Here is a 24,778-nt window from a genome sequence, read left to right as displayed (position 1 = left end):
AGGCCGGGCAAGGCGCCCGGCCGAAGTCACCGCATGGAGAGGCGGATTCGGATCCGTCTTAGAACTGCTTGACCACCTTGAACATCACGCCGTAGTCCTTCACGCCGTCCTGGTCGGCCGTGTAGCCGTTGGCGGACAGGTTGAGCAGGTTCTTGGCGTAGCCCACGCTGACCGTGCTGTTGTAGTTGAAGCGGCTGCGCTGGGTGGCATCCGGCAGCGCGAAGCGCGCATCCGGGGCACCAGCCAGGCTGGCCTGGCGCTGGCCGGCGCCGTAGAACAGGTTCGGCCCGCCCTGCAGGCGCACGCTGGCGTTCAGGCCGTTCGCGTGCTGATAGCCCAGCTTCACACCGCCGATGGCGTCCATCGCCGTGGTGGTGGCGCCCGAGACGTTGAGGTTGTAGGCCCCGGCGCCTTGCTCGTTCACCGCGTGGTCGCGGGTCTGGCGCATGTCCAGGCCCATCATCGGCGTGACGGTGAAGCCCTTCGCCACTTCCACCGGCTTGCCCACCACGAAGTTGGCGCGGTACTTGTCCTGGCCGTTCTTCGAGGAAGCGGTCTCGTTGACGCTGCCGTAGTTGAGCGAGCGGCTCGATTCCAGCCGATGTTGCTCGAACTGCAGGTCACCGGAGAGTTCCAGCCCGGCGGCGATCGGGTTGACGTACTGCACGCCGGCGAACTGGCTCACCCCCGAGAGGCCGTTGCTGGCGGCGGCGTTGGAGCCGGCGTCGATGCTGGCCAGGTTGGCCACGCCGTAGCGCACGGCCACCTTGCCCTGGTCGCCCACGCTGAAGCGCGAGGACAGCACGGCCATGTCGTACTCGGAGCCAGCCAGGCGGGCGCCGGGGGTGCCACGGGTGACCATGTTGAAGCCCAGGCCGCTCGGGGTTTCCTTGACGTTGTCGGCCAGCACGTTGAAGCGGTTGCTGAGCACCTTGGCCTGGTTCATGGCCTGGCCGAAGCCCTGGCCGGTGAGCTGGCTCACGCCCTTGGTGACTTCGGCGGCGGTGGCCAGGTTCAGGCTCTGGAACACGGCGTTGTTGGAGTAGGCGCCTTCGAGGGCGGCGGCGGCGTCCTTGAGCTTGGCGTCGGTCACCACGTCCTGGTAGGCGTTCTTGGTCATCGTCACGTCGATGCCCTTGGCGTCCTGGGCCGCGTTGGCGGTCCAGACGGCGCTGTCGGACTGAATGCTCTGGGCGCCGGTGATATCAGTGCCCTGGAACACGTTGTCGAAGGTGACCGCCTTGGCGGCGGTGCCGGCGGCGAAGGCGGTGTCGACCTTGACCTCGGAGACGTCCAGATGGCTGCCGCGCAGGGTGCCGGCCGTACCGTTGGCATTGGTGCCGACCTGGTAGCCGCGCAGCACCATGCGGGGCGCTTCGGCTGCCGGCGTGGGCACGGTGCCCTGCGATGGCGCTGTGGTCTGGGCCACGATGGCCTTGTTGCTGCCCGTGATGGCCGCGGCGCTGCCCGGCGCAAAGATCGCACAGCCGGTGTCGCACTCGAGGTTCACGGTGCCGTTGTTGACGACCTTGCCATTGCCGCCGAAGGCGTACGAATTGTTGGCGTAGACGTTGATGACGCCCGTGGTGTTGTTGTAGATCTGGTTCGCGGTGTTGGTGCCCTTGATGCCGACCAGACCGGTGCCGTTCGTGCCGTCCGCCTTGCCGGCTTCGGTGCCGACGTTGAGGGTGCCGGCATTGATGATGTGGGTGGTGTAACCCGAATTGACGCCCAGGATGCCCACCGCCCCGTTGCCCTGCACATTGATCGTGCCTTCGTTGCCGAAACTGGTGGCGCGGCCCATGCTGATCAGTGCCTTCTCGGTGCCGTTCATCATGCCGTTGATCACGCCCGTCGAACGGTTGACCAGCCAGTTGTTCGGATTGGCGGTCGCGTCGCCATTGGCGGTCTTGAGGGCGCTGTAGCCGTCGGTGGCCGTGATCGTGCCGGCGTTGTTGAACGGCTGGCCCCCAGGCAGGGAGCTGATGTTGACCAGCGTGCCAGTGCCCGGCGCCGTATTGCGCAGGGTGCCGCCCTGTTGATTGAAGACGTTGAGGCGGCCCTGGATGGCATTGCCCGCGTTCACCGTCCAGTTGCCGGTATTGACGATGTTGTTGGTATAGGACGCCGCCGTTGCGCTGCCGTGGAAGTTGCCTTCGTTAAACAAGGTGGCGTTCGAAGCGAGCGTCAGCAGTTCCACATTCATCGTGGCACCGGCCCGGTTGTACCCCGTGCCGCTCCGCACCGCGCCGGCCGCCAGCGTGCCCTTGTTCTCGAAAGAACCCAGCGCCAGCGAGTTCGACGGCGACGAGAAGCTGGCGCCTTGCTGGTTGAGCAGCCAACTGCTGCGCATGTCCAGCGTGGCGGCGTTGGTCACTGCGCCATAGTTGGTGAGATGGTTGGCGGCGACATAACCCAGGGGGTCATCCAGCGTAACCGACTGGCCTGTTCCGGCAATGACGCCGGCAAGTGGCGTGGCCGTGTTCGGCGTCGCCCCCATATGCGAGTCGCTCGGGTCCATGGTCTGGCCGTTGAAGTTCACGCTGCCCCGATTGACGATCAGGCTGGTGCCGTCAACGTCGAAGGCCCGGCCCGCACCGGTCTCGATGTTGATGACGCCCGTGGTGTCGTTGATGGCGGTGCCACCGTTGTAGGCGGCCATGCCGATCAACTGTCCATCGCGCGCCGTTGCGCCCTCGTCCGCGACGAGGTTGATGGCGCCTTGGTTGACAACAGTCGCACCTTTCTGGGCAACCATGCCGATGCCAGCGTTATGCATGGTGATGGTGCCTCCGGGCGCATTGGTGGCCGTGCCCAGACTGACGCGGTCGGTGCCTGCGTACATGCCGGCGCCGTAGTCGTCGGCGCGAGCAAAGGCGATATCCGACTTCGGCTGGAGGTCGATCTTGCCCTCGTTGCGCACGGCGCCCTCGATGGCACCCATGCCGTAGAGCCGGTAGCCATGGCCGGTGATCGTGCCGGTGTTGACGGCGGTGCTGCCCGCATTGCTCGCGATCATCCCCATCATGCCGCTCTGAACGGCATGATAGTTGACCCACTCCCAGTCGCCGTTGCCTTCGAGGACGGCTTCGGCATCATCGCTGTTGAGCGAGATCGTGCCGCTATTTGTTGCGCTGGCGCCTTCATAAGCGAAGAGGGCGACCGTGGAGACGTGGGTACCTGTGCCCGTGATCGGGGCATCCTCGTTCACCTTCGTCAGGTCGATCGTACCTTCGTTGTTGACCCGGCTGCCCGTGCCCCGTGCCTCGATGAAGTGGGTCTGGGTGCCAGCCTGGACATGGGCTGAATCCTTGATGTCCAGGCTGGCGCCGCTGCGGACATCGATCAGGGCCGTGCCGCCGTTGTCATACATCTCGTGGGTGCTGTACCGGCTGGTATCGGCGTTAAGGTCGCCGTTCTCCCAGATGATGCGGGCGCCGTTGCTGGCCGTGATCAGTTTCGGGGAGAACGTGCCGCTGCCCTCGATGCTGGAGTGACCCGAGATGTGCAGTTCGCTGTTGCCGTCGACGGTAACGAGCGGCGCGTAGATGCTGCTGCCTGCGGACTGCGCACTGCCGGCTGCCCCGGTCAAGGCATTTTTTTCGCCCGTCAAGGACACGCCACCATTCAGGAACACCTTGTTGGTGTTTTCTGCGCCGGCCACGTCTCCGGACACGATCACCCCGTTGAGCGACTCCGCCGCGCCACTTCCACCACGGGCAACGAAGGCTTCAATCTCTTCGCCATCGGCCACGACGTGCAATTGCCCGTTCAGAATCACGGTGTTGCTGCTCCCGGTGACGGCCAGGCCCGTGGCGGTTTCCGCAAACCGCTCGGCCGCATCGGGGGCGCTCTGGTCCTTGTCTACGGTGATGCCGCCGTGCAGCGTGATCGTATTACCGGTGCCGGCCACCTTGACGCCGGTGGCGTTACCACCGACTACCGTGACGTTTGTCGTAGCCGCGCCCTGACCGGCGCTGCCGATGACGATATGGCCCTCGTTGCCGTTCAGCTGCGCGCCGGTAGCATCGTTGCCCACCGTCATCTGTCCAATCAGGTTGACCTCGGCACGGTCGCCGTTCACGGAGACGCCCGTGGCGCCGTCCGTGATGGTGTTCTGTCCGGCGTCGGTGACGATGGCGTCGTCGCCATTGACAAGCGTCCCGATCGAACCGGTACCCGCGGTGTAAACGTTGCCGGTATTGGTAATCGTGGCGTTCGAGCCGTCGACGCGAGTCCCGGTGCCGCCTTCGGCGACCGTCACGCTGCCTTCGTTGACCACCGTTGCGCCGTCGCCGGTCACCGATGTCCCGACGGCGCCCTCGCCGGTGGCCGATACCTGGCCGCCGTTGATGATCGTGGCGTTGTCGCTCTTGACTTCCGTGCCGATCTGGCCGGCCAAGACCTGGGTGTCTGTGGCATTGACGATGCGAACGCCGGGAAGCGGGGCAGGGCTGGGTGCGGGCTCGGCGTCGGGGGCGACGACCGGAGCGATCACCGGGGCGAAGTCGGGAGCGATCGCCGGGGCCGGTGCGCTGGCGTGGCTGCCGCCACCGCCATTGAGCAGGGCCGCGAGGCCGCCGAGGCCGGTGACAACGCCAGCGCCGATGACGAGCTTCTGATCGCCAGACGTCGCAGTTTCCTTGCAAGTATCGACAATCGGCAGGCCGGCGGCGTCGAGTTCGGGCTCGCAGGCGGCCGCGTCGGCCGACTGGATGTCTTGGGAAGTCGTGGGCTGGGCGAGCACGGCCGCTTCCGCGTCAATCTCGCCGGCATTGGCCATGCCTTGCATGCCCATCAGGCTTGCCGCCACGGCCAAGGCAGTCAGTGCCTTGCGCACGCTGCTGCGCTTGCCGTGGGACTTGGCGATTTCGGAAACGGCAACCCAGGTGCCAAGGGATTCGTTAAAGACTGCGCGATAGGTGGTGTTCATTTCTGCTCTCCATGAGTGTGCATGGAGGGTAGAAATGAAGCGGTCTGCGCTGAATGGTAGAAACTTTAGAAACCGGGAGACGCCGGGGGGCCCCCCGACCCGGTTTCGATCCGGATCTATCCGATCACCCGAACGGGTTTCCGATCAACGCGCGCGCAGCGCATCCACGATATTCAGGCGCGACGCGCGCAGCGCCGGCAGGAATCCGCCGATGAAGCCCATCGCCATCGAGAACAGCAGCGTCTTGACGACGATGCCCGGCGTGAGCAGGAAACGGAACGACAGGTCGGCGAAGGTCTGGAAGTTCGTCGTCGAAAATGACGCAAACTGCATCAGCGCCGCGCAGGCCAGCCCGGCCACGCCGCCGACAAAGCCCAACAGCACCGCCTCGATAAGAAACGCCGCGAGCACATTGGTGCGCTGGAAGCCCAGCGCGCGCAGCGTGCCGATCTCGCCCACGCGATTGGCCACCGAGGCGTACATCGTGATCATGGCGCCGATCATCGCCGCCACGGAGAAGATCGTGGTCAGCGTCAGCCCAAGGATGTTGATGAAGGTGGAGAGCGCGCGCGACTGGTCGCTGTAGAACTGCTGCTCGCGCTTGGCCTCGTTGGCGAGGCGGGGGTCCACGTCGATGTCGGCCCGGAACTTGTCGAAGCCGTCCGCCTGGCCCAGGCGCACCACCATCGACGAATAGCTGGTGCGCCGGAACGACTGCATGAGCTGGTCTACATCGCCCCAGATCTCGGAGTCGAAGCCGCTGCCGCCGGCGTCGAAATGGCCCACCACGGTCCAGTCGCGCTGGGCAAAGCGCAGGTGGTCGCCAATGCGCACGTTGCCGAAGCCCTTGGCGATGCTGCTGCCGACGATGATTTCCGACGAACCCGGCCGGAACACGCGCCCGGCCGTGATACGTACCTGCGGGCGCAGCGTCACGCCCTGCGGCGATATCCCCCGGATCACCACATTGGCCGGGGAGGCCGCGCCGCTCTTGGTCAGCGAAATCAGCACCACGGCCTCGCGCGAGGCCATCGGCCGACCCTCCTTGTTCATCGCCACGGCCGGGTGCATCTCCATGGCCGCCGCCTGGTCGCGGGTGATCGCGCTCTGGATCTCGGTTTCGGCGCCCTTGCGGATCAGCACCACGTTGTCCGCCTCGCCGGTGGTCACCAGCGTCTGCTTGAGGCCGGCGTCGAGCATCAGCATCGCCGCGAAGACGAAGACCACCAGCGCCAGCCCGCCCGCCGTGAGCGCGGTGGTGAGCCGCCGGGCCCAGACGTTGCGTGCGATGTAGTGGAGTGGGATGACCATGTGGGGGAGGGGGCCGGGCCGGTCAGCCGATGGCCCGCAGGCCCTCGACGATGCGCACGCGCGCCGCCTGCACGGCCGGCACGATGGCCGCCGCCACGCCGCAGACGAGTGCGCAGGCCGCCTGCATCGCGGCGGTTTCGTGCGACACCGTGAACACCGGGAACACATTGCCGACCGTCGACTTGAACAGATTGGCGGCCGGTGGGGTCAGTAATATGCCGATGGCGCCGCCGATCATGCACAGCACCATCGACTCCCCGAACACCAGCATCGCCAGGAAGCCCGGCCCGAAGCCAAGTGCCTTTAGCGTCGCATATTCGGTGGTCCGCTCGCGGGCGCTCATCGCCATGGCATTCGCCATCACGGCCATCACGATCACGATCACCACGTACGACACCACGCGGATGGCCGCGATGATCTGGTTGGACATCGCCACGAAACCGAGCTGGAACGCCTGCTCCGTCTCGGTCATGGTCTCGGCCAGCGAGTTGCGGAAGACGTCGTCCACGCGGCGGGAGACGGCGGCGGCATTGTCCGGGTTGTCGATGCCGAGGATGAACACGCCCACCTGATCCGGCTTGCCGACGGCCTTCTTGCGGATGCTTTCGTTCAGGTACTCGTAGTGGAACAGCATCTGCCGCGTGATGGTGGACTCATCGCGGCCTTCCATGATGCCGCGCACGACGAAGTCCCACGTGCCGGGGTAGATCGTGCCCTTGAGCGGGATGACATCGCCGATCTTGAAGCCGTACTGGTCGGCCAATTGCCGGCCCACCAGCGCGCCCCGGCGGTCGCGCCGGTAGTCCGCGCGCTGTTCGGGCGGCAGGATCAGTTCGGGATACAGATCGATGTAGTTGTCCGAGACGGCGAACTGGGCGAAGAAGTTCTTGGGGTCGCGATAGGTGCCCGCGAACCAGCTTGAGCGGGCGACTTGCGTCACGCCCTCCACGCCACGGATGCGATTTTCGTAGCTCAGCGGCAGCGGAAACACCAGCGAGATCGAGTTGCGCGTGACCAGCCGCGCGTTGGACGCCGCCGCCGCGCCGGCGTACCAGGCATCCACCACGGTCTGGAGCAGCCCGTAGGCCAGCACGGCGATGACCAGCCCGAGCACGGTCAGCGCCGTGCGCAGCTTGTGGCGCATGGCGTTGCGGGCGATCAGCCGGGGCAGGTACATGGCGATGGGGTCCTGATGTCCTGGAATGCTGAAACTAGCGCCGGCCGGCCAGCAGTTCGCCCTTTTCCAGATGGACGAGCGAGCGCGCCGCCTCGGCCGCGTGGGCGTCGTGGGTGACCATGATGATGGTCTTGCCGGCGTCGGCATTGAGCCGTTGCAGCATGGCCAGGATCTCGGTGGCGGAGGTGCGGTCGAGGTCGCCAGTGGGCTCGTCGGCCACGATCAGCGTGGGGTCGGTAATCAGCGCGCGGGCAATCGCCACGCGCTGCTGCTGGCCGCCGGACAGCTCGGACGGGTAGTGGTCCATCCGGTCGGCCAGATTGACCATGCCCAGCACCATCTCCACGCGCTCCCGCCGCTCATGGCGCGACAGGCGCGTCAGCATCAGCGGCAGTTCCACGTTCTCGTACGCGGTGAGCACCGGCATCAGGTTGTAGAACTGGAAGATGAAGCCGACGTGCGCGGCGCGCCAGTCGGCCAGCGAGGATTCCGGCAGCCCGGCAATGTCCACCCCGGCCACGCGCAACTCGCCGCTGTCCGGGCGGTCGATGCCGGCGATCAGGTTCAGCAGCGTGCTCTTGCCCGAGCCGGACGGCCCCATCAGCGCGATGAAATCGCCCTCGGCAATGTCGAGTGTGATGTCGGACAGCACCGGCACCGTCTGCGCACCACGCCGGTACGACTTGGCGAGGTGGCGGATGGCGACGAGCGGCTCAGCGGGGCGGGGGGCGGCGGGATCAGTTGTCACGTCGGTTGTCACGTCGGTCGTCACGTCACTTCTTCGCCACGGTGACCTTGCTGCCATCGGACAGCTTGTCGGCCGGCGCCAGCACCAGCGTGTCGCCGGGCTTCACGCCCTGCACGGCCACCAGCTCGCCCACGCGGGCGCCCTTGGTCACCGGCACCTGCCTGGCCTTGCCATCCACCACCTGGAACACCACCGGCTTGCCGTCGCGCTCGACAATGGCGGCCGGCTGCACGGCGACCAGCGCCTTGCGGTCCTCGGGCGGCACAGGCTTGGAGAGGAAGGCGATCTTGGCGCTCATGTCCGGCAGCACGCGCGGGTCACGGTCGACAAAACGCACCTTGACCAGCACGGTGGCCTTCGAGCGGTCCACGGTCGGCACGATGCGCGACACCCGGCCGGCCATGCGCAGGTCGGGCAGGGCGTCCAGCAGCAGTTCCACGGGCTGGTCGACGATGATCTTGACGATGTTCGACTCGGACACATCGGCCTCGACTTCGAGGGTCTCCATGTCGGCGATGGTCACGACCGCGCCCTTGGTGTCCGAGGCGGCCGAGAACGGCGTGATGTTGTCGCCGACGTTGGCGTGCTTGATCAGCACCACGCCGTCGAACGGCGCGCGGATCACGGTCTGCTCGACGGATACCTCCGCCGAGCGGGCGTTGGCCTGGGCGGAGGTGATGGACGCCTGCGAGTTGTTGATCGACGCCTTCGCCTTGTTGTAGCGGGCCAGGTCGGCGTCGTACTGCTGCACCGAGATGGCCTTGGGCGCCAGCAGCGTCTCGGAGCGGCGCAGGTTCACCTCGGCATCGCGCAGTTCGGCCTGCTGGAGTTGCAGGTTGGCCTGCGCCACCTGCACCTGCGCCCGGGCCTGGGCCAGCGACGCCTCCACGTCCCGGCTTTCGATCCGGGCGATGATTTCGTCCTTCTTGACGCGCGAGCCTTCCAGCACGCCCAGCCATTCGAGCCGGCCCTGCGCCTTGGACGCCAGTGCCGCCTTGCGCTGCGGCACCACGTAGCCGGTGGCGTTCAGCAGGGTGTAGTTCTGGGAGGGGTAGGCGCTGGAGACGGTGACCACCTCCACCGCCTGCGGCCCGGCCAGCCGGGCGCCAATGCCGATCACGGCCAGCACGACCACGGCGATGGCCGCGTAGCGGAGCCAGCGGCGGCGCCCACGCGGCGCGGGCGCCATGGCACTGCGATCGATCTTCAGCCTGCTCAGGTCTTGATCAGCCAATTTTTCAACCGATAGGGTGCGGAAAAGGGCTGACAGTATAGCGCCGTGTGATCCCGACGCCGGCGCCTGCGCGGAATCAAAGCAGCTTGCCCGGATTCATGATGCCGCTGGGGTCGAACACCTGCTTGATGGCGCGCATCAGGCGCAGTTCGAGCGGGTCTTTCAGTGCCAGGAACGCGTCGCGCTTGAGCTGGCCGATGCCGTGCTCGGCGCTGATGCTGCCGTCGTAGCGGGCCACTTCGTCCAGCACGTCCTCGCTGACCGCCTTGCCCTCGTTGAGCGCCCATTTGGCGTCCGCGCCGAGCGGGCGCGACAGGTTGTAGTGCAGGTTGCCGTCGCCAAAATGGCCGAAGATGAACGGGCGGATGCCGGGGTGCCTGGCCAGCAGCCGGGCCTCCATCGACGCCATGAAGGCCGGAATCCGCTCGATCGGCAGGGAAACATCGTGCTTCAGGTGCAGCCCGTCGGCGCGCTGGGCCTCGGAGATCTCCTCGCGCAGCCGCCACAGGCTCTGCAACTGGGCCAGCGAGGCCGAGACCGCCGCGTCGAGGCAGAGACCCTGCTCCAGCGCGTCGCCAATCACCGATTCCAGCAGGGCGTTGAGCACGTCCTCGGGCGCCGTGTCGGCGATTTCCACCAGCACGTAGGCCGGATGGCGCTCCGGGAAGGGCGCCTGCACGCCTTCGACATGGGTCAGCACCAGTTCCAGGCAGTCGCCCGTAAAGAACTCGAAAGCCTGAAGCCGGGCGCCGCAACGGGCGAACAGCAGCGAGAACAGCTTCAGCGCCTGCTCGGACGATTCCACGGCAGCCAGCACCACGGCGCGCGAGTCGGCGCGCGGCAGCAGGCGCAGCGCGGCAGCCGTGATCACGCCCAGCGTGCCTTCGGAGCCGATCAGCAGTTGCTTGAGGTCGTAGCCGGTGTTGTCCTTGCGCAGCGTGCGCAGGCCGTGGAAGACCTCGCCATCGGGCAGCACCGCCTCCACGCCCAGCACCAGCTCGCGCGTCATGCCGTAGCGCACCACGTTCACGCCGCCGGCGTTGGTGGCGAGATTGCCGCCGATCTGGCACGAATCCTCGGCCGCCAGCGAGAGCGGGAACAGCCGGTCGGCCTCCTCGGCGGCGCGGCGCAGATTGCCGAGAATGCAGCCGGCCTCCACGACCATGGTGTTGGCGATGGTGTCGATCGACCGGATCTTGTCCATGCGGTCCAGGCTCAGGATCACGTTGACGGACCGGTTGTCCGGCGCGGCACCGCCGCACAGGCCGGTATTGCCGCCGCGCGGCACCACCGGCACGCCGGCCTGCTGGCACAGCGCCAGCGCCTGGGAGACCTGCTCGGTCGTGCGCGGCCGGATTACGGCCTGGGCCTGGCCCTTGTAGAGGCCGCGCCAGTCGCTAGTCCACGGCGCCACGTCATCGGGCGCGGTGGCCACCACGTCGGGGCCAAGGGTGTCGGTCAGGCGTTGCAGGAAGGCGGCGTCGGACATGGGATACCTATCTATATATAGAGGGGGTTCAGGCGGCGGCCCGCAGCGGCAGGCCAAGCCGCGCGGCGGCATTGCGAAGATGGGCGGCGGCGGCCAGCCGGGCGGCCTCGGGGTCCGCCGCGCGGATCGCCTCGAAAATCGCCACATGCTCGCCATGCACCTGCTCGGGCAGCCCCGGCTGCTGCTGGGAATTGCCGCGCGCGGTGCGCACGGCGTGATGGAGCTGCAGGTTCAGGTACTGGAGCAGGTCCTGGTAGTACTTGTTGTGGGTGGCGGTGGCCACGGCCACGTGGAACTGAGTGTCGGATTCGGCACCCCGGTCGATGTCGTGCAACTGGGCGGCGAGGGTACCGAGCAGGTCGGCCATACGCCGGAGATCGTCGTCGGTCCGGCGACGCGCGGCCATCGCTGCGGCGGCGCTTTCCAGATCGAGACGCAGCTCGTAGATCGCCGCCAGATCGGCGGCGTCGGCGCCAGCCTGGCCGGACAGGCGGAATCCAGCGTCGCTGACGCGGGAACGGACGGTGCTGCCGAGCCCCTGACGGCTTTCGATCATCCCCTGCGAGCGGAGATGCTCGGTCACTTCCCGGATGACGGCGGTGCTGACGCCGTATTGCTCGGCGAGCTGCTTGCCGGTGGGGAGGCGGGCGCCGACCGGGTAGACGCCGTCCGCAATCTCCGCGCGGAGTTGCTGGATGACGCGTTCGGTGAGGGTGATCGGGCGGGTCGTCTGCATGGGGTGAGACGTTACCCTTTTATGGTTATATGAAAACTTGGGGTAAACGCTGATGTGGTGTTGGCTTTTGGAGTCGCAGCGCCCGCAGGGCGATGTGAAACATGCCGTTGCCAACAAAAGCCAACACCATCCATCAACGAACCGCCCCCCTCGCAACCTCCAAATTCCCCCTAACCCTCCGAGCCGTCTCAGAATCCGCCGGCAGCAACCGATACAACCGCTCCCAATACCCAATCGCCTCAGGCAGCGCCCCCCGCTCAGCCGCATCCGTCCCCGCCAGGGCCAGCGCCTTGGGCTCATCCCCATCCAGCGCCAGCGCCGCCCGCACCTGCTCCATCGGCGCCCCCTCCAACTGCCCCCCAGCCGCGCTGGCCAGCGCATCCGCATAATCAGCCCTGAGCGCCGCCGCATCCGGGACGAGCGCCACGGCCTTCCCATAAGCCGCCGCCGCATCATCAAACCGTTCCAGCGCCGTATACGACCGCGCCAGCATGTACCACCCATTGGCATCGCCCGGTTCCTGCCGCAGCCGTAGCGCCAGCCGGGACACCATGGCGTCGATTTGCTGCATGTCGACCGTATGCCCATCGCCAGTCGGCAGCGTGGCCGGCGCACTGGCCCACGCCGCGCGGACCATGCCGGGGTTGCCGAGGTGGAGGTAGAGCAGCATCGCCCCGCCTGGCAGCAGGGCCAGCGAGGCGGCGACCACCCAACGGGACCGTCCCGGCGGCGGACCACTATCGAACGATTCTGGCCGATCAGTACGAGGCCGGAACACCGCCCGATGCCGCCGCCGCGCCCGCACCACAACCACCGCAGTGCCGAGCGCCAGCAGCGCCGGCCCGAACCACAGCAGCCACGTCAATGGCCGCACCGGCGGGTCGTAGAGCACGAAGTCGCCATAGCGCTGCACGAGGAAGTCCTTCACGGCGGTCTCGCTCGCGCCGCTGCGTAGCTGCTCCCGGATCTGGGCGCGCAGGTCCACCGCGAGGTCGGCGTTGGAATCGGCCAGCGTCTGGTTCTGGCAGACCAGGCAGCGCAGCTGTTCCGCCAGCGCATGCACGCGGGCGTCCAGTTTGGCGGCGTCTTCGGCGCCGTGGGCGGCGCACGCCATCCAGAGCAGGCAGGCGAGCGCCAATCTACGCATGGCCGGGCTCCCGTTCCAGCGTGCGCAGCAGCGGCAGGATCTTCTGCTCCAGCACCTGCGGCGTGATCGGCCCCACCTGTCGATAGCGCACCACCCCGGCTCGGTCGATGACATAGGTTTCCGGCACGCCATACACACCCAGGTCGATGCCGGCCTTGCCATCCGCGTCCACCAGCGACGCCACGTACGGATCGCCCATGCGCCGCAGCCAGTCGCGCGCGGCGTTGGGCTGGTCCTTGTAGTTCAGGCCGACCAGCGGCACCTCGGACTTCCCGGCGAAGTCGGTCAGCACGGGATGTTCGACGCGGCACGCGGTGCACCACGACGCCCACACGTTCAGCATCCACACCTTGCCTTTCAGGTCGGATGTGGCACGCACGCCCTCGGAAGCCTTCAGCAGCGGCAACTGCAACGCTGGCGCGGGCTTGCCGACCATGGCCGATGGGAGTTCGCGCGGATCGTGCCGCAGCCCGGCGGCCAGCGCGGCGGCCAGGGCGAGGAAGACGGCCAGCGGCAGCAGAAAGCGCGTCATCGCAGCGGCTCCCGGGTGGTGGCCAGCGGCACGGCGGGGCGCGGGGCCGGGGGCGCGGCCTCCGCTTCCACCTCGGCCGTCCGACGTCGATAGCGCCGGTCGCAAGCCGCCAGCACGCCGCCGAGCGCCATCAGCACGCAGCCGCCCCAGATCCAGCCGACGAACGGCTTCACGTGGAGCCGCACCGCCCACTGGCCGTCGGCCACCTGTTCGCCGATCGCCACATAGAGGTCGCGGGTAAAGCCATTATCGATGGCGGCCTCGGTGGTCGGCATGTCCTGGCTGCGGTACACGCGCCGTTCCGGCGCCAGCGTGGCCACCGTCTGCCCGTCGCGGCTGGCCACCAGCTTGGCGCGGAACGCCGCGTAGTTCGGGCCGCGCACCGGCGCCACGCCCTCGAAGCGGAACGTGTAGCCGCCCACGCTGACCACCTCGCCGGCGCGCATCGGCAACTCGCGCAGGCTTTCCTGGCTTTTCACCAGCGTCACCCCGGCGATAAACACGCCCACGCCGACATGCGCGAGCAGCATCCCGTAATACCCGGCCGGCAACTGCCGCAGGGCGGATCGGCCACGATGGCGCAGCCGGCTGGCGAGGCTGGTCAGCCCGCTGGCCACGCACCAGGTAGCCAGCCACAGCCCGAGCCCGGTCAGCGCGGAGGCCGTGCGCAGCGTCGCCAGCAGCGCCAGGGCCACCAGCAGGCTGCCGATGGCGGCCCAGCGCAGCCGCGCGGCCAGGTCGGGCAGGGCGGCGTGGCGCCAGCGCACCAGCGGGGCCACGCCCATCAGCAGCACGGCCGGCGCCATCAGCGGCACGAAGACCTGTTCGAAATAGGCCGGCCCCACCGAGATCTTGCCGAGGCCGAGCACGTCCAGCAGCAGCGGGTAGAGCGTGCCGAGCAGCACCGTGGCCGCCGCCACGGCCAGCAGCACGTTGTTGGCGAGCAGGAAGGATTCGCGCGAGACCGCCGCGAAGGCCGCGCGCACCGACACCCGCGGCGCGCGCCAGGCATAGAGCGCCAGCGCGCCGCCCGTGATGGCGCTGAGCAGGGCGAGGATGAACACGCCGCGCGTCGGGTCCACGGCGAAGGCGTGTACGGAGGTCAGCACGCCCGATCGGACCAGGAAGGTGCCGAGCAGGCTCAGCGAGAACGTGAAGATGGCGAGCAGCGCGGTCCACGCGCGGAAGGCGCCGCGCTTCTCGGTGACGGCCAGCGAGTGCATCAGCGCCGTGCCGGCCAGCCAGGGCATCAACGAGGCATTCTCCACCGGGTCCCAGAACCACCAGCCGCCCCAGCCCAGTTCGTAGTAGGCCCAGGCGCTGCCGAGCAGGATGCCGATGGTCAGGAAGCTCCACGCCAGCGTGGTCCACGGCCGCGCCCAGCGCGCCCAGGCGGCGTCCAGCCGCCCGCCCAGCAGCGCAGCCACCGCGAAGGCGAAGACCACGGCAAAGCCCACATAGCCCATATAGAGCTGGGGCGGATGGAACACCATGCCGGGGTCCTGCAGCAGCGGGTTCAGGTCGCGCCCCTCCATGGCCGGCGGCAGCAGGCGGATGAACGGGTTGGAGGCGAACAGCAGGAACAGCAGGAAGCCCACGCTGATGGCGCCCAGCACACCGATCACGCGGGCCCGCAGCGCCGGCGGCAGGCCGCGGCTGAAGCGCGCCACGGCGAGCGTCCAGAGCGCCAGCATCAGTGTCCACAGCAGCATGGAGCCCTCGTGCCCGCCCCAGACCGCCGCCGCGCGATAGATCGCCGGCAGCGCGGTGTTCGAGTTCGCCGCCACGTAGCGCACGCTGAAATCGTTGTCGAGGAAGGCCAGCGTCAGCGCGCCGTAGGCTGCCATCACCAGCAGCGCCTGGGCGACGGCGGCGGGGCGGGCCACGGCCATCAGCGTGGCGTCGCCGCCGGGACCCCGCGCGGCGCCGGCAATCGGCAGCACCGCCTGCATCACGGCGACGAACAGCGCGAGGATCAGGGCGAAGTGACCGAGTTCGACGATCATCGTGGCGTGGTCTCCGGGATGCGTGCCTTGGTCTGGGCGGCCTGCTTCAGGGCCTCGGCGGCCTCGGGCGGCATGTAGTTCTCGTCGTGCTTGGCCAGCACTTCGGTGGCCTGGAACACGCCGTCGCGCAACTGGCCACGCGCCACCACGCCTTTGCCTTCTCGAAACAGGTCCGGCAGCAGGCCGCGATAGACCACGGGCACCTGTCGCATGGTGTCCGTGACGATAAAGCGGATGGTCATGCCGTCGCCCTCGCGGCGCAGCGAGCCGGTCTCGACCAGCCCCCCCAGCCGGAACGCCCGGCCGGCCGGGGCTTCCTGCGCGGCCACCTGCGTCGGGCTGAAGAAGAAGACGAGGTTGCCCCGGAACGCGTTGAGCACGAGTGCCGTGGCCACGCCGGCGCAGGCCAGCGCGGCCAGCAGCCAGCCGAGGCGACGGCGCCGGGTGGTCATGCGCGCGGTGCGTCGCCAGCCGCCAGCCGCCGCGCGGCCCGCGCGCGCCGCGCCAGCAGCATCATTTCCAGCCCCAGCGCGGCAAACGCCACCCCGAAGGCGCCGGCCACATAGCCCAGATGGGGCGAAGACAGCAGGAGGTTCAGCATGATCGGCTCCGGTTCTCGTTAGATCAGCCGCGGCTCGGCGCGCTCGCGCAGGATGCAGCGCACGCGCACCAGCGCCACGGCAATCGTGTACATCCAGCAGGCCAGCGTCATCAGCAGCATGCCGGCCAGCATGGTGTGCGCCATGGATGGCGCGGCGGTCAGGCTCACCGACGCGCCCTGATGCAGCGTGTTCCACCACTGCACCGAGAAATAGATGATGGGGATGTTCACCACGCCGACCAGCGCCAGCACCGCGCAGGCACGCTCGGCGCGGCGCGGGTCGTCGATGGCGTTTTCCAGCGCGAGAAAGCCGAGGTAGAGGAACAGCAGGATCAGTTCGGAGGTCAGCCGGGCGTCCCAGACCCACCACGTGCCCCAGGTCGGCTGGCCCCACAGCGCGCCGGTCCAGAGCGCGATAAAGGTGAATAGCGCGCCGGTGGGGGCCAGCGCGGAGGCCATCATCGACGAGAGCCGCGTGCGCAGCACCAGCGCCAGCGCGCAGTAGCTGGCCATCACGAGGTAGATGAACATCGACATCCACGCTGCCGGCACGTGGATGAAGATGATGCGATAGACCTCGCCCTGCTGGGCGTCTGTCGGCGCCACGCCGAAGCCGAGGTAGAGCCCGGCGATCAGAAGCAGCGCTGCCGCCACGGCGAACCACGGCGTCAGCCGCCGGGCGAGCGGGTCGAAGCGGGCCGGGGAGGCGTAGGTCAGCCAGCGCGACCGGGAGGGCTGGGGCAGTCTGGCGGAGCGGGGCAGGTCGGCCGAGGGTCCCATCGTCTCACTCCATGGCAATGCGCAGGCCGGCAGCGGCGGCCGGCGGACAGAGGCACAGCGCCAGCGCCAGGCAGGCGCCCAGCAGCGACAACTGCGGCATGACGTCGAGCCCGGCATCCGCCGCCGCGCCGGCCCCGGCGCCAAAGACCAGCACCGGCACGCAGAGCGGCAGGACGAGGATGCACAGCAGCACCGCGCCGCCGCGCACGCCCAGCGTCAGCGCCGCGCCCACCGCGCCGATCAGGCTCAACACCGGCGTGCCGATCAGCAGCGACGCCGCCAGCATCCACGTGGCCCCGGCCGGCAGCGAGTACTGCTGCGCCAGCACCGGCGTCAGCACCAGCAGTGGCAGGCCACTGGTCAGCCAGTGCGCACAGATCTTGGCCAGCACCAGCAGCGCCAGCGGCGCCGGGGACAGCAGCATCTGCTCCAGGCTGCCTTCGGCATGATCGGCGGCGAACAGGCGCGACAGCGACAGCATCGACGCCAGCAGCGCCGTCACCCACAGGATGCCGGGCGCCAGCGCGCGCAGTTGCTGCGGATCGGGGCCGATGGCGAGCGGGAACAGGCTGGCGGCGATGACGAAGAACACCAGCGTGGCGACAAGGCCGTCGCGCCGGCGCCAGGCCAGCTTCAGGTCATGGACGAGCGTGGCGCCGAAGGCATGCATCAGGCGGTGCCCTCCAGCGCGAGCCCGCGCAGCCTGCCGCGCGCCGTTGCCAGTGGCAGCGCCAGCGGGCCGTGCAGGGCGATCACGGCCATGCCGCCGGCGGCCAGATGGGCGTCGAGGCGGGTGCGGAAGTGGTCGGCGGCGGGGGCGTCCAGCGCCGCCAGCGGCTCATCCAGCAGCCACAGCGGGCGCGGTGTGAGGGTCAGCCGCGCCAGCGCGATACGCCGCCGCTGGCCCTGGGAGAGCGTACGCAGGCGCGCATCGGCCATCCGCGCGAGCCCGGCGTCCGCCAGCGCCGCCCGCGCTGCCTCCGGCGTGACCCGGTGGCCGGCCAGCCGCGCCGCGTAGACCAGCTGCTCGATGGCGCTCATCTCGGCGTCGAGCCCATTGTGGTGGCCGAGGTAGGCCACCGCTCGCCCATAGTCCGGATCGCCACCGCGCACGGGCCGCCCTTGCCAGGTCACGGCGCCGGCCAGCGGCACCAGCAGCCCGGCCAGCACCCGCAGCAGCGTGGACTTGCCGCTGCCATTGGGCCCGGTCAGGGCGATGGCCTGCCCCGGCGCCAGGTCGATGTCGATGCCATGGAACACGGCGCGGCCGGCGCGGGCAAAGGCGAGCTGGTGGGCCGCGAGCATGGGGCGGGCCTCAGCCGGAACGGGGTCGGGAGCGGGAACGGGCGCGCGCGGCGTGGGTCATTCGCTGCCCTCGGCCTTGGAGACATCCGGCAGCCGGTGCGCAATGCCCTTGTGGCAGTCGATGCAGGTCCGCTCCTTGTTGGCGAGGTAGGTGGAGTGCATGGCCTGGGCGCGCGGGCTCTGCCGCGTGAAGTCCATCGACTGGTAGTCGTGGCAGTTGCGGCATTCGAGCGAGTCGTTGGCCTTGAAGCGCGCCCACTCGTGCTGGGCCAGCTCCAGCCGATGGGCCTGGAACTTCTCGCGGGTGTCGATGGTGCCGAAGATCTTGGCCCAGACCTCCTTCGATGCCTGCATCTTGCGGGCCATCTTGTCGGTCCAGTTGTGCGGCACGTGGCAGTCCGAGCACTTGGCGCGCACGCCGCTGCGGTTGGTGAAGTGGATGGTGCCCTGCAGCTCCTGGTACACGTTGTCGCGCATTTCGTGGCAGCCGGTGCAGAACTTCTCGGTATTGGTGAACTCCAGCGCCGTGTTGAACGCGCCCCAGAACACCACGCCCGCGATGAAGCCGCCCAGCGTGAGGAAGCCGAGGCTGAAATACGCGCTGGGCCGGTTGATGGTGCGCCAGTATCGTTTGAGCAGGTCGAGCATCGCGCTAGTCCGCCAGGTCTTATTTCTTGGCTGCAGTGCCCTTGGGCGCCGCCGGTTTCTTCAGCATGGTCTCCACGTCCGTGAACGTGTTGCCGACCAGCGGCTTGGCGTCGGCCTGCGGCACGTGGCACTGGGTGCAGAAGTAGCGCCGGGGCGAGACATCGGCCAGCACGTTGTTATTCCGGTCCATGTAATGCGTGATGCTGACCGGAATCGCCTGGGTCTCCTCGGTGCGGGTGCGCGCGTGGCAGAACATGCAGCGGTTGTAGTCCTTGTCGAGCTGGTAGCCGTCGATCTTGTGCGGGATGGTCGGCGGCTGCATGGTGTAGTTGCGGGTGCGGCGCACGTCCTTGTTCTCGGTGGGGTAGAGCAGGGGCGGTTTGGACTCGCTGCCGATGGGCGTGGGACCGCGCATGGCGTCGGTCAGCCCCTTTCCCTCGGACTGGGCCTGCGCGCCGGCCAGCACGAACTGGCTGGCGAGGATCCAACCCATCCAGACTGTTGATCGCATGGCGTGGCCCCCCTATACCTTCACGATCTTGACCGCGCACTTCTTGAAGTCGGTCTGGAGCGAGATCGGGCAGGTGGCGTCCAGCGTCACCTTGTTGATCAGTTGGCTGGCGTCGAACCACGGCACGAAGACCAGCCCGCGCGGCGGCTGGTCGCGCCCGCGCGTCTCGATCCGGGAGCGCATGCGCCCGCGCCGGGACACCACCTCCACCTCCACGCCGCGCCGCAGTCCCATCGCCTTGGCATCCTCGGGATGCATGAACACCACGGCGTTGGGGAAGGCGCGGTACAGCTCGGGCACCCGCCGGGTCATCGAGCCGGAATGCCAGTGCTCCAGCACCCGGCCGGTGGCCAGCCAGAACGGGTATTCCTTGTCCGGCGACTCGGCGGCGGGCTCGTAGGGCAGGGCGAAGATGACCGCGCGGCCGTCCGCGTTGCCGTAGAACTGGAAGCCGGTGCCGGCCTTCACGTAGGGGTCGCTGCCCTCGCGGTAGCGCCACAGGGTTTCGCGTCCGTTGACCACGGGCCAGCGCAGGCCGCGCGCCTCGTGGTAGGCGTCGAACGGGGCCAGGTCGTGGCCGTGGCCCCGGCCGAAGCTCGCGTATTCCTCGAACAGCCCCTTCTGGATATAGAACCCGAACGCCTTGGCTTCATCGTTGTGGTAGTCCGGGTTGACTTCCTTGAGCGGGAACTTGTCCACCTGGCCGTTGCGGTAGAGCACATCGAACAGCGTCTTGCCCTTGACCTCCGGCATCTTGGCGATCAGGTCCGCCGGCCAGACTTCCTCGATCTTGAAGCGCTTGGAGAACTCCACCAACTGCCACAGGTCCGAACGGGCCTCGCCGGGGGCATCGACCAGTTGATGCCAGAACTGGGTGCGCCGCTCGGCGTTGCCGTAGGCGCCTTCCTTCTCTACCCACATGGCGGCAGGCAGGATCAGGTCCGCCGCGAGCGCGGTCACGGTGGGGTAGGCGTCCGAGACCACGATGAAGTTTTCCGGGTTCCGGTAGCCCGGCAGCCCTTCCTCCATCAGGTTGGCCGCCGCCTGCATATTGTTGTTCACCTGCACCCAGTACGCGTTGAGCTTGGCGTCCTTGAGCATGCGGTTCTGCAGCACGGCGTGGTAGCCGGGCTTTTCGGGGATGGTGCCGGCCGGGATCTTCCAGATCCGTTCGGCGGTCTCGCGGTGCTTGGGGTTGGCGACCAGCATGTCCGCCGGCAGCCGGTGCGAGAACGTGCCCACCTCGCGCGCGGTGCCGCAGGCCGAGGGCTGGCCGGTCAGCGAGAACGGGCTGTTGCCCGGCGTGGCGATCTTGCCGGTCAGCAGGTGGATGTTGTAGACCATGTTGTTGGCCCAGCTGCCGCGCGTGTGCTGGTTGAAGCCCATGGTCCAGAAAGACACGACCTTGATGTTCGGGTCGGCGTAGAGGGCGGCCAGCTGTTCGAGCTTGTCGCGCGGCACGCCGGAGAGCTTGCTGACGGTGGCCACGTCGTACTTCGCCACGAACTTGGCGAAATCGTCGAACGTGATCGGCGTGGCGGCGTTGGGGTCGGCCGCGTTCTTGGCCTTCTTCTGCAGTGGGTGGTCCGGGCGCAGCCCGTAGCCGATGTCGGTCACGCCCTGCTTGAACACCGTGTGCTTGTTGACGAAGTCCTTGTTGACCTTGTTATTGGTGATGATGTAGTGGGCGATGTAGTTCAGGATCGCCAGGTCGGTCTGCGGCGTGAAGATGATCGGCAGGTCGGCCAGTTCGTAGGAGCGATGGGTGAAGGTAGACAGCACCGCCACGCGGGTCTTGGGCGCGGAGAGGCGGCGGTCCGTCACCCGGGTCCACAGGATCGGGTGCATCTCGGCCATGTTCGAGCCCCACAGCACGAAGGCGTCGGCCACCTCGATATCGTCGTAGCAGCCCATCGGCTCGTCCATGCCGAAGGTGCGCATGAAGCCGGCCACGGCGGAGGCCATGCAGTGACGGGCGTTCGGGTCGATATTGTTCGTGCGGAAACCGGCCTTCATCAGCTTGGAGGCGGCGTAGCCCTCCCAGATCGTCCACTGGCCCGAGCCGAACATGCCGACCGCCGTGGGGCCTTTCTCCTTCAGCACGCGCTTGAACTGGGCGGCCATCACGTCGAACGCCTTGTCCCAGGTCACGGGCTGGAACTCGCCGTTCTTGTCGTACTGTCCGTTTTTCATGCGCAGCAGCGGCTTGGTCAGCCGGTCCTGCCCGTACATGATCTTGGACAGGAAGTAGCCCTTCACGCAGTTCAGGCCCTTGTTGACCTCGCACAGCGGGTCACCCTGGGTGGCCACCACCTTGTTTTCCTTGACCGCCACGGTCACGCCGCAGCCGGTGCCGCAGAAGCGGCAGGGCGCCTTGTCCCATTTCAGGCGGGTCAGGTCGCTGTCCGTGACGAAGTTGGCCGCGTCCGCGCCCAGCGGAATGCCGCCCACCGAGGCGGTGGCGGCCACGGCCGTCTGCTTAATAAAGTCCCGGCGAGTGACTTTCATCGACAATCTCCGTGTCCATGTCGCACGCATCCTCGTTGTGCTGGTAGACCAGGGTGGCCGCCAGCACGCCGTCCAGCTGATGGAGGAACGTCAGATGCGCCGCGATGGCGCGTGAGGTGGGGGCTTCCAGCGTGACGACGAGCTTGCCGGCGTCGCTGGCGGCGTGGATCTCGGCACCGGCCAAACCGGCGATGGCGCCGCGCACGGCATCGAGGCTCGCCGGCTGGGTGTGCACGAGCACGCCGGCGATGTGCCACTGCTGCGCATCGGCGTCATCGGGGCTCTCTGCGCGGGTGTCTCCCGGCTGCGCCGTGGGGAGTGGCGGCTCGGGGGTGGAATGCGTGGTACCTGGCATGACTGTCCTTGCGGCAGCAGGCCGCGTCGTTCAGTGCTACAGGAACTGCAGGCGTCACCCCACCGGGCGACGTCGGTCCATGCCAATCAATGCGTGGGCGGGCCGCTGACGAGCTGGGTCATCCAGACGATGAATCCGTACCCGGCCACGACGATGACGGTCAGCACCGGCACCATCACGGCGGTCAGGAACAGGAAGCTCCGGAGTTCTTCTTTCTTGCGCTGCGGATCGTCGGCGACAGCCATCGCAAAGTCCGGCATGGATTTCGTGGGGACGGGATCATTTAAGGAAGCGCATCCGGTGGTGTCAAGCGCGCATTGGGCCAATATGGCACGGCGTGATGTGTGTGGGTCGTGCGGAGGGCGTGTATCGGGCGATCTCTGATAAGTCAGAGACCGCCCCGGGGCGAGGCTCAGGGCTGGGCGCCGAACTCCGTCTGCGCGCGCGTCCAGGCGCGGGCCTGCTCGCTGATGGAGACGCCCAGGCCGGGGCGCGTGGGCACGATGATGCGGCCGTCGCGGATCTCCAGCCGCTCGTTGAACAGCGGTTCGAGCCAGTCGAAATGCTCGACCCACGGCTCGCGCGGATACGCTGCCGCCAGATGCACATGCAGTTCCATGGCGAAGTGCGGCGCAATCATCAGCCCGGCGTGGTCGGCCAGCGCCATCACCTTCAGGAACGGCGTGATGCCGCCCACGCGCGGCGCGTCGGGCATCAGGTAGTCGGCGGCGCGGTGGCGGATCAGGTCCCAGTGTTCGGCGGCGCTGGTCAGCATCTCGCCGGTGGCGATGGGGGTGTCGAACTGCGTGGCCAGCGCGGCGTGGCCTTCGTGATCGTAGGCGTCCAGCGGTTCCTCGATCCAGACCAGGTTGAACGACTCGAAGGTGCGGCACATGCGCTGCGCGGTGGGGCGGTCCCACTGCTGGTTGGCATCGACCATCAGCGGCACGGCATCGCCCAGGTGCTCGCGCACGGCGGCCACGCGGCGCAGGTCTTCGGCGCGGTCTGGCTGGCCCACCTTGAGCTTGATGCCGCCAATGCCGCGCTCGACGGACGCCGCCGCGTTCACCTTGAGCTGGTCCAGCGGGGTGTGCAGGAAGCCGCCCGAGGTGTTGTAGCAGCGCACGGCGTCCCGGTGGGCGCCCAGCAGCTTGGCCAGCGAGAGGCCGGCGCGCTTCGCCTTCAGGTCCCAGAGCGCCACGTCGATCGCGCCGATGGCCTGCGTGGACAGGCCGCTGCGTCCCACCGAGGCGCCGGCCCAGCACAGCTTGTCCCAGATCCTGGCGATGTCGCTGGCGTCCTCGCCCAGCAGGGCCGGGGCGATCTCGCAGGCGTGGGCGTACTGGCCGGGGCCGCCGGCCCGCTTGGAATAGCTGAAGCCGAGCCCGGCGTGGCCATCGGCGGTCTGGATTTCGGCGAACAGGATGGCCACCTCGGTCATCGGCTTCTGTCGGCCGGTCAGCACCTTGGCGTCGCTGATCGGGGTGGCGAGCGGCAGGTAGCAGGTGGAGAGGCGGATCCAGGTGATCGAATCGGGAGACATGCGGGTTCCTTTTCAGGGTATGACAACGTTGTCATTCAAGGGCGGAATGCCCGGCTGGGATGCGTCGTATTGGCCACGTGGTCGTTGTTTATGGCCGGGATGCGCGCCAGTTCAGGCAATCGTCGGTAGAATGCTAACGTTGTCATACGACTGGGTCAACCCGTCGGCCGACATCGTATCTCCATCCAATCCGCTTAAACCCGCCAGAACCCGCATGCCCCAAGCTCCAGCGTCGAAGTCCGTCACGCTCCATGATGTCGCCCGGCAGGCCGGCGTCTCGCTGATTACCGCCTCGCGGGCGTTGAGCAATCCGGGCATGGTGTCCGAGGCCACCATCGCGCGCGTGCGCGAGGCCGTGGCGGTGACCGGCTACATCCCGAACCTGCTGGCCGGCGGGCTGAAGTCCCGCAAGAGCCTGATGGTGGCCGCGCTGGTGCCGAACATCGCTGTGCAGCAGTTCCTGCCGACCGTGAAGGCGCTGACCGATGCGCTGGACGCCGCCGGCTACCAGTTGATCCTCGGCCAGACCGGCTACGATCACGCCCGGGAGGAGGCGCTGCTCGCCACGATGATCAGCCGTCGCACGGACGGCATCGTGGTGACCGGCCTGATCCATTCGCAGACCGCGCGCGACCAGTTGCGCCGCGCCGGCATTCCGGTGGTGGAGACATGGGATTTGAGCGATCGGCCCGTGGACATGGCGGTGGGCTTCTCGCACCTCAAGGTGGGCAGCGCCATCGCCGGCTACTTCCTCGGGCAGGGGCGGCGCCGGCTGGCCATCGCCACCGGCGACGACCAGCGGGCCGCCGTGCGACGCGAGGGCTTCCTGTCCACGGTGGGCCACGATGTGCCGACCGTGGTGGTGCCCGCCCCGAGCAGCCTTGAATACGGCCGCAAGGCGCTGGCCGACCTGCTGGCGCAGGCCCCGGACATCGAGGCAATCTATTGCAGTTCCGACCAGCTCGCGCAAGGCGTGATGATCGAAGCACACGCGCGCGGGCTGCGCATGCCGCAGGATCTGGCGATCTGCGGCTTCGGCGACGCCGACTTCGCCGCGCATATGAACCCGCCGCTGACCACCGTCCACGTGGATGGCGCGCAGATCGGCGAACTGGCCGCGCGGCAGTTGCTGGCGCGTTTTCGGGGCGAGCCGGTGCCCGAGTCGGTGATCGACGTGGGCTTCCGCATCATCGAGCGGGGCACCACGTAAGGCT

General features: G+C 68.1%; 22 protein-coding genes. 1 reads left to right on the top strand and 21 read right to left on the bottom strand.

Features of this window, described 5'->3' with window-relative positions:
* Window positions 1–58: 58 nt before the first annotated feature.
* The 21 genes from AC1DEL_RS03130 to AC1DEL_RS03030 all read right to left on the bottom strand — a co-directional run bounded on the left by AC1DEL_RS03130 (window position 59) and on the right by AC1DEL_RS03030 (window position 23,564).
* Window positions 59–4,933, bottom strand: a complete 4,875-nt coding sequence (locus AC1DEL_RS03130; protein WP_477125197.1) for an ESPR-type extended signal peptide-containing protein — start codon at window positions 4,931–4,933, stop codon at window positions 59–61.
* Window positions 4,934–5,077: 144 nt separating this feature from the next.
* Entirely contained in the window at window positions 5,078–6,244 is a 1,167-nt protein-coding gene (locus tag AC1DEL_RS03125) for an ABC transporter permease (protein ID WP_092301122.1), read from the bottom strand.
* Between the two features lie 22 nt (window positions 6,245–6,266).
* Window positions 6,267–7,421: an ABC transporter permease gene (locus tag AC1DEL_RS03120; protein ID WP_092301125.1), complete on the bottom strand. Its 1,155-nt coding sequence runs from the start codon at window positions 7,419–7,421 to the stop codon at window positions 6,267–6,269.
* Window positions 7,422–7,455: 34 nt separating this feature from the next.
* Window positions 7,456–8,169, bottom strand: coding sequence for an ABC transporter ATP-binding protein (locus tag AC1DEL_RS03115; RefSeq protein WP_441590997.1), 714 nt, complete (start codon window positions 8,167–8,169; stop codon window positions 7,456–7,458).
* A gap of 25 nt (window positions 8,170–8,194) precedes the next feature.
* Window positions 8,195–9,403 carry an efflux RND transporter periplasmic adaptor subunit gene (locus AC1DEL_RS03110; RefSeq protein ID WP_441590995.1) on the bottom strand — a complete coding sequence of 403 codons (1,209 nt, stop codon included), beginning with the start codon at window positions 9,401–9,403 and terminating at the stop codon, window positions 8,195–8,197.
* Between the two features lie 76 nt (window positions 9,404–9,479).
* The gene (locus AC1DEL_RS03105) at window positions 9,480–10,892 is read right to left on the bottom strand and encodes an FAD-binding oxidoreductase (RefSeq protein ID WP_477125196.1); all 1,413 of its coding nucleotides are present in this window, start codon (window positions 10,890–10,892) and stop codon (window positions 9,480–9,482) included.
* A gap of 28 nt (window positions 10,893–10,920) precedes the next feature.
* Window positions 10,921–11,628: a FadR/GntR family transcriptional regulator gene (locus AC1DEL_RS03100; protein ID WP_092301134.1), complete on the bottom strand. Its 708-nt coding sequence runs from the start codon at window positions 11,626–11,628 to the stop codon at window positions 10,921–10,923.
* Window positions 11,629–11,761: 133 nt separating this feature from the next.
* A complete protein-coding gene (locus AC1DEL_RS03095; RefSeq protein WP_477125195.1) occupies window positions 11,762–12,775 on the bottom strand; it encodes a cytochrome c-type biogenesis protein CcmH in 1,014 nt (337 codons plus the stop codon).
* Entirely contained in the window at window positions 12,768–13,307 is a 540-nt protein-coding gene (locus AC1DEL_RS03090; RefSeq protein ID WP_477125194.1) for a DsbE family thiol:disulfide interchange protein, read from the bottom strand. Before AC1DEL_RS03090 ends, AC1DEL_RS03095 begins: the two co-directional genes overlap by 8 nt.
* Entirely contained in the window at window positions 13,304–15,313 is a 2,010-nt protein-coding gene (locus tag AC1DEL_RS03085; RefSeq protein ID WP_477125193.1) for a heme lyase CcmF/NrfE family subunit, read from the bottom strand. The genes AC1DEL_RS03090 and AC1DEL_RS03085 overlap by 4 nt, the downstream gene beginning before the upstream one ends.
* Window positions 15,310–15,765 (bottom strand): cytochrome c maturation protein CcmE, encoded by a 456-nt coding sequence (gene ccmE / locus AC1DEL_RS03080; RefSeq protein WP_092301143.1) that lies wholly within the window; start codon window positions 15,763–15,765, stop codon window positions 15,310–15,312. Before ccmE ends, AC1DEL_RS03085 begins: the two co-directional genes overlap by 4 nt.
* Entirely contained in the window at window positions 15,762–15,914 is a 153-nt protein-coding gene (gene ccmD / locus AC1DEL_RS03075; protein WP_092301146.1) for a heme exporter protein CcmD, read from the bottom strand. Before ccmD ends, ccmE begins: the two co-directional genes overlap by 4 nt.
* Window positions 15,915–15,932: 18 nt before the next feature.
* Complete coding sequence (locus AC1DEL_RS03070) at window positions 15,933–16,694, bottom strand: heme ABC transporter permease (RefSeq protein ID WP_477113671.1); 762 nt, start codon at window positions 16,692–16,694, stop codon at window positions 15,933–15,935.
* Between the two features lie 4 nt (window positions 16,695–16,698).
* Window positions 16,699–17,364, bottom strand: coding sequence for a heme exporter protein CcmB (gene ccmB / locus AC1DEL_RS03065; RefSeq protein WP_092301152.1), 666 nt, complete (start codon window positions 17,362–17,364; stop codon window positions 16,699–16,701).
* A complete protein-coding gene (ccmA, locus tag AC1DEL_RS03060; protein ID WP_441645212.1) occupies window positions 17,364–17,999 on the bottom strand; it encodes a cytochrome c biogenesis heme-transporting ATPase CcmA in 636 nt (211 codons plus the stop codon). The genes ccmB and ccmA overlap by 1 nt, the downstream gene beginning before the upstream one ends.
* Window positions 18,000–18,056: 57 nt before the next feature.
* Window positions 18,057–18,647 carry a cytochrome c3 family protein gene (locus AC1DEL_RS03055; RefSeq protein WP_092301158.1) on the bottom strand — a complete coding sequence of 197 codons (591 nt, stop codon included), beginning with the start codon at window positions 18,645–18,647 and terminating at the stop codon, window positions 18,057–18,059.
* Between the two features lie 19 nt (window positions 18,648–18,666).
* Complete coding sequence (locus AC1DEL_RS03050) at window positions 18,667–19,140, bottom strand: nitrate reductase cytochrome c-type subunit (protein ID WP_255370982.1); 474 nt, start codon at window positions 19,138–19,140, stop codon at window positions 18,667–18,669.
* A gap of 30 nt (window positions 19,141–19,170) precedes the next feature.
* Window positions 19,171–21,666 (bottom strand): periplasmic nitrate reductase subunit alpha, encoded by a 2,496-nt coding sequence (napA, locus tag AC1DEL_RS03045; protein WP_092301164.1) that lies wholly within the window; start codon window positions 21,664–21,666, stop codon window positions 19,171–19,173.
* Window positions 21,638–22,021, bottom strand: a complete 384-nt coding sequence (locus tag AC1DEL_RS03040; RefSeq protein WP_092301167.1) for a chaperone NapD — start codon at window positions 22,019–22,021, stop codon at window positions 21,638–21,640. The genes napA and AC1DEL_RS03040 overlap by 29 nt, the downstream gene beginning before the upstream one ends.
* 86 nt (window positions 22,022–22,107) lie before the next feature.
* Window positions 22,108–22,266, bottom strand: coding sequence for a periplasmic nitrate reductase, NapE protein (napE, locus tag AC1DEL_RS03035; RefSeq protein WP_092301325.1), 159 nt, complete (start codon window positions 22,264–22,266; stop codon window positions 22,108–22,110).
* A gap of 167 nt (window positions 22,267–22,433) precedes the next feature.
* Window positions 22,434–23,564, bottom strand: coding sequence for an L-talarate/galactarate dehydratase (locus AC1DEL_RS03030; RefSeq protein ID WP_477125192.1), 1,131 nt, complete (start codon window positions 23,562–23,564; stop codon window positions 22,434–22,436).
* A 214-nt stretch (window positions 23,565–23,778) separates the two neighbouring features.
* Between AC1DEL_RS03030 and AC1DEL_RS03025 the strand changes: the two genes are divergently transcribed.
* A complete protein-coding gene (locus AC1DEL_RS03025) occupies window positions 23,779–24,774 on the top strand; it encodes a LacI family DNA-binding transcriptional regulator (RefSeq protein WP_092301173.1) in 996 nt (331 codons plus the stop codon).
* Window positions 24,775–24,778 lie beyond the last annotated feature (4 nt).

It is taken from the genome of Cupriavidus sp. 10L43_2 (assembly GCF_056395265.1).
This window is presented reverse-complemented; position numbering and strand designations above follow the sequence as displayed.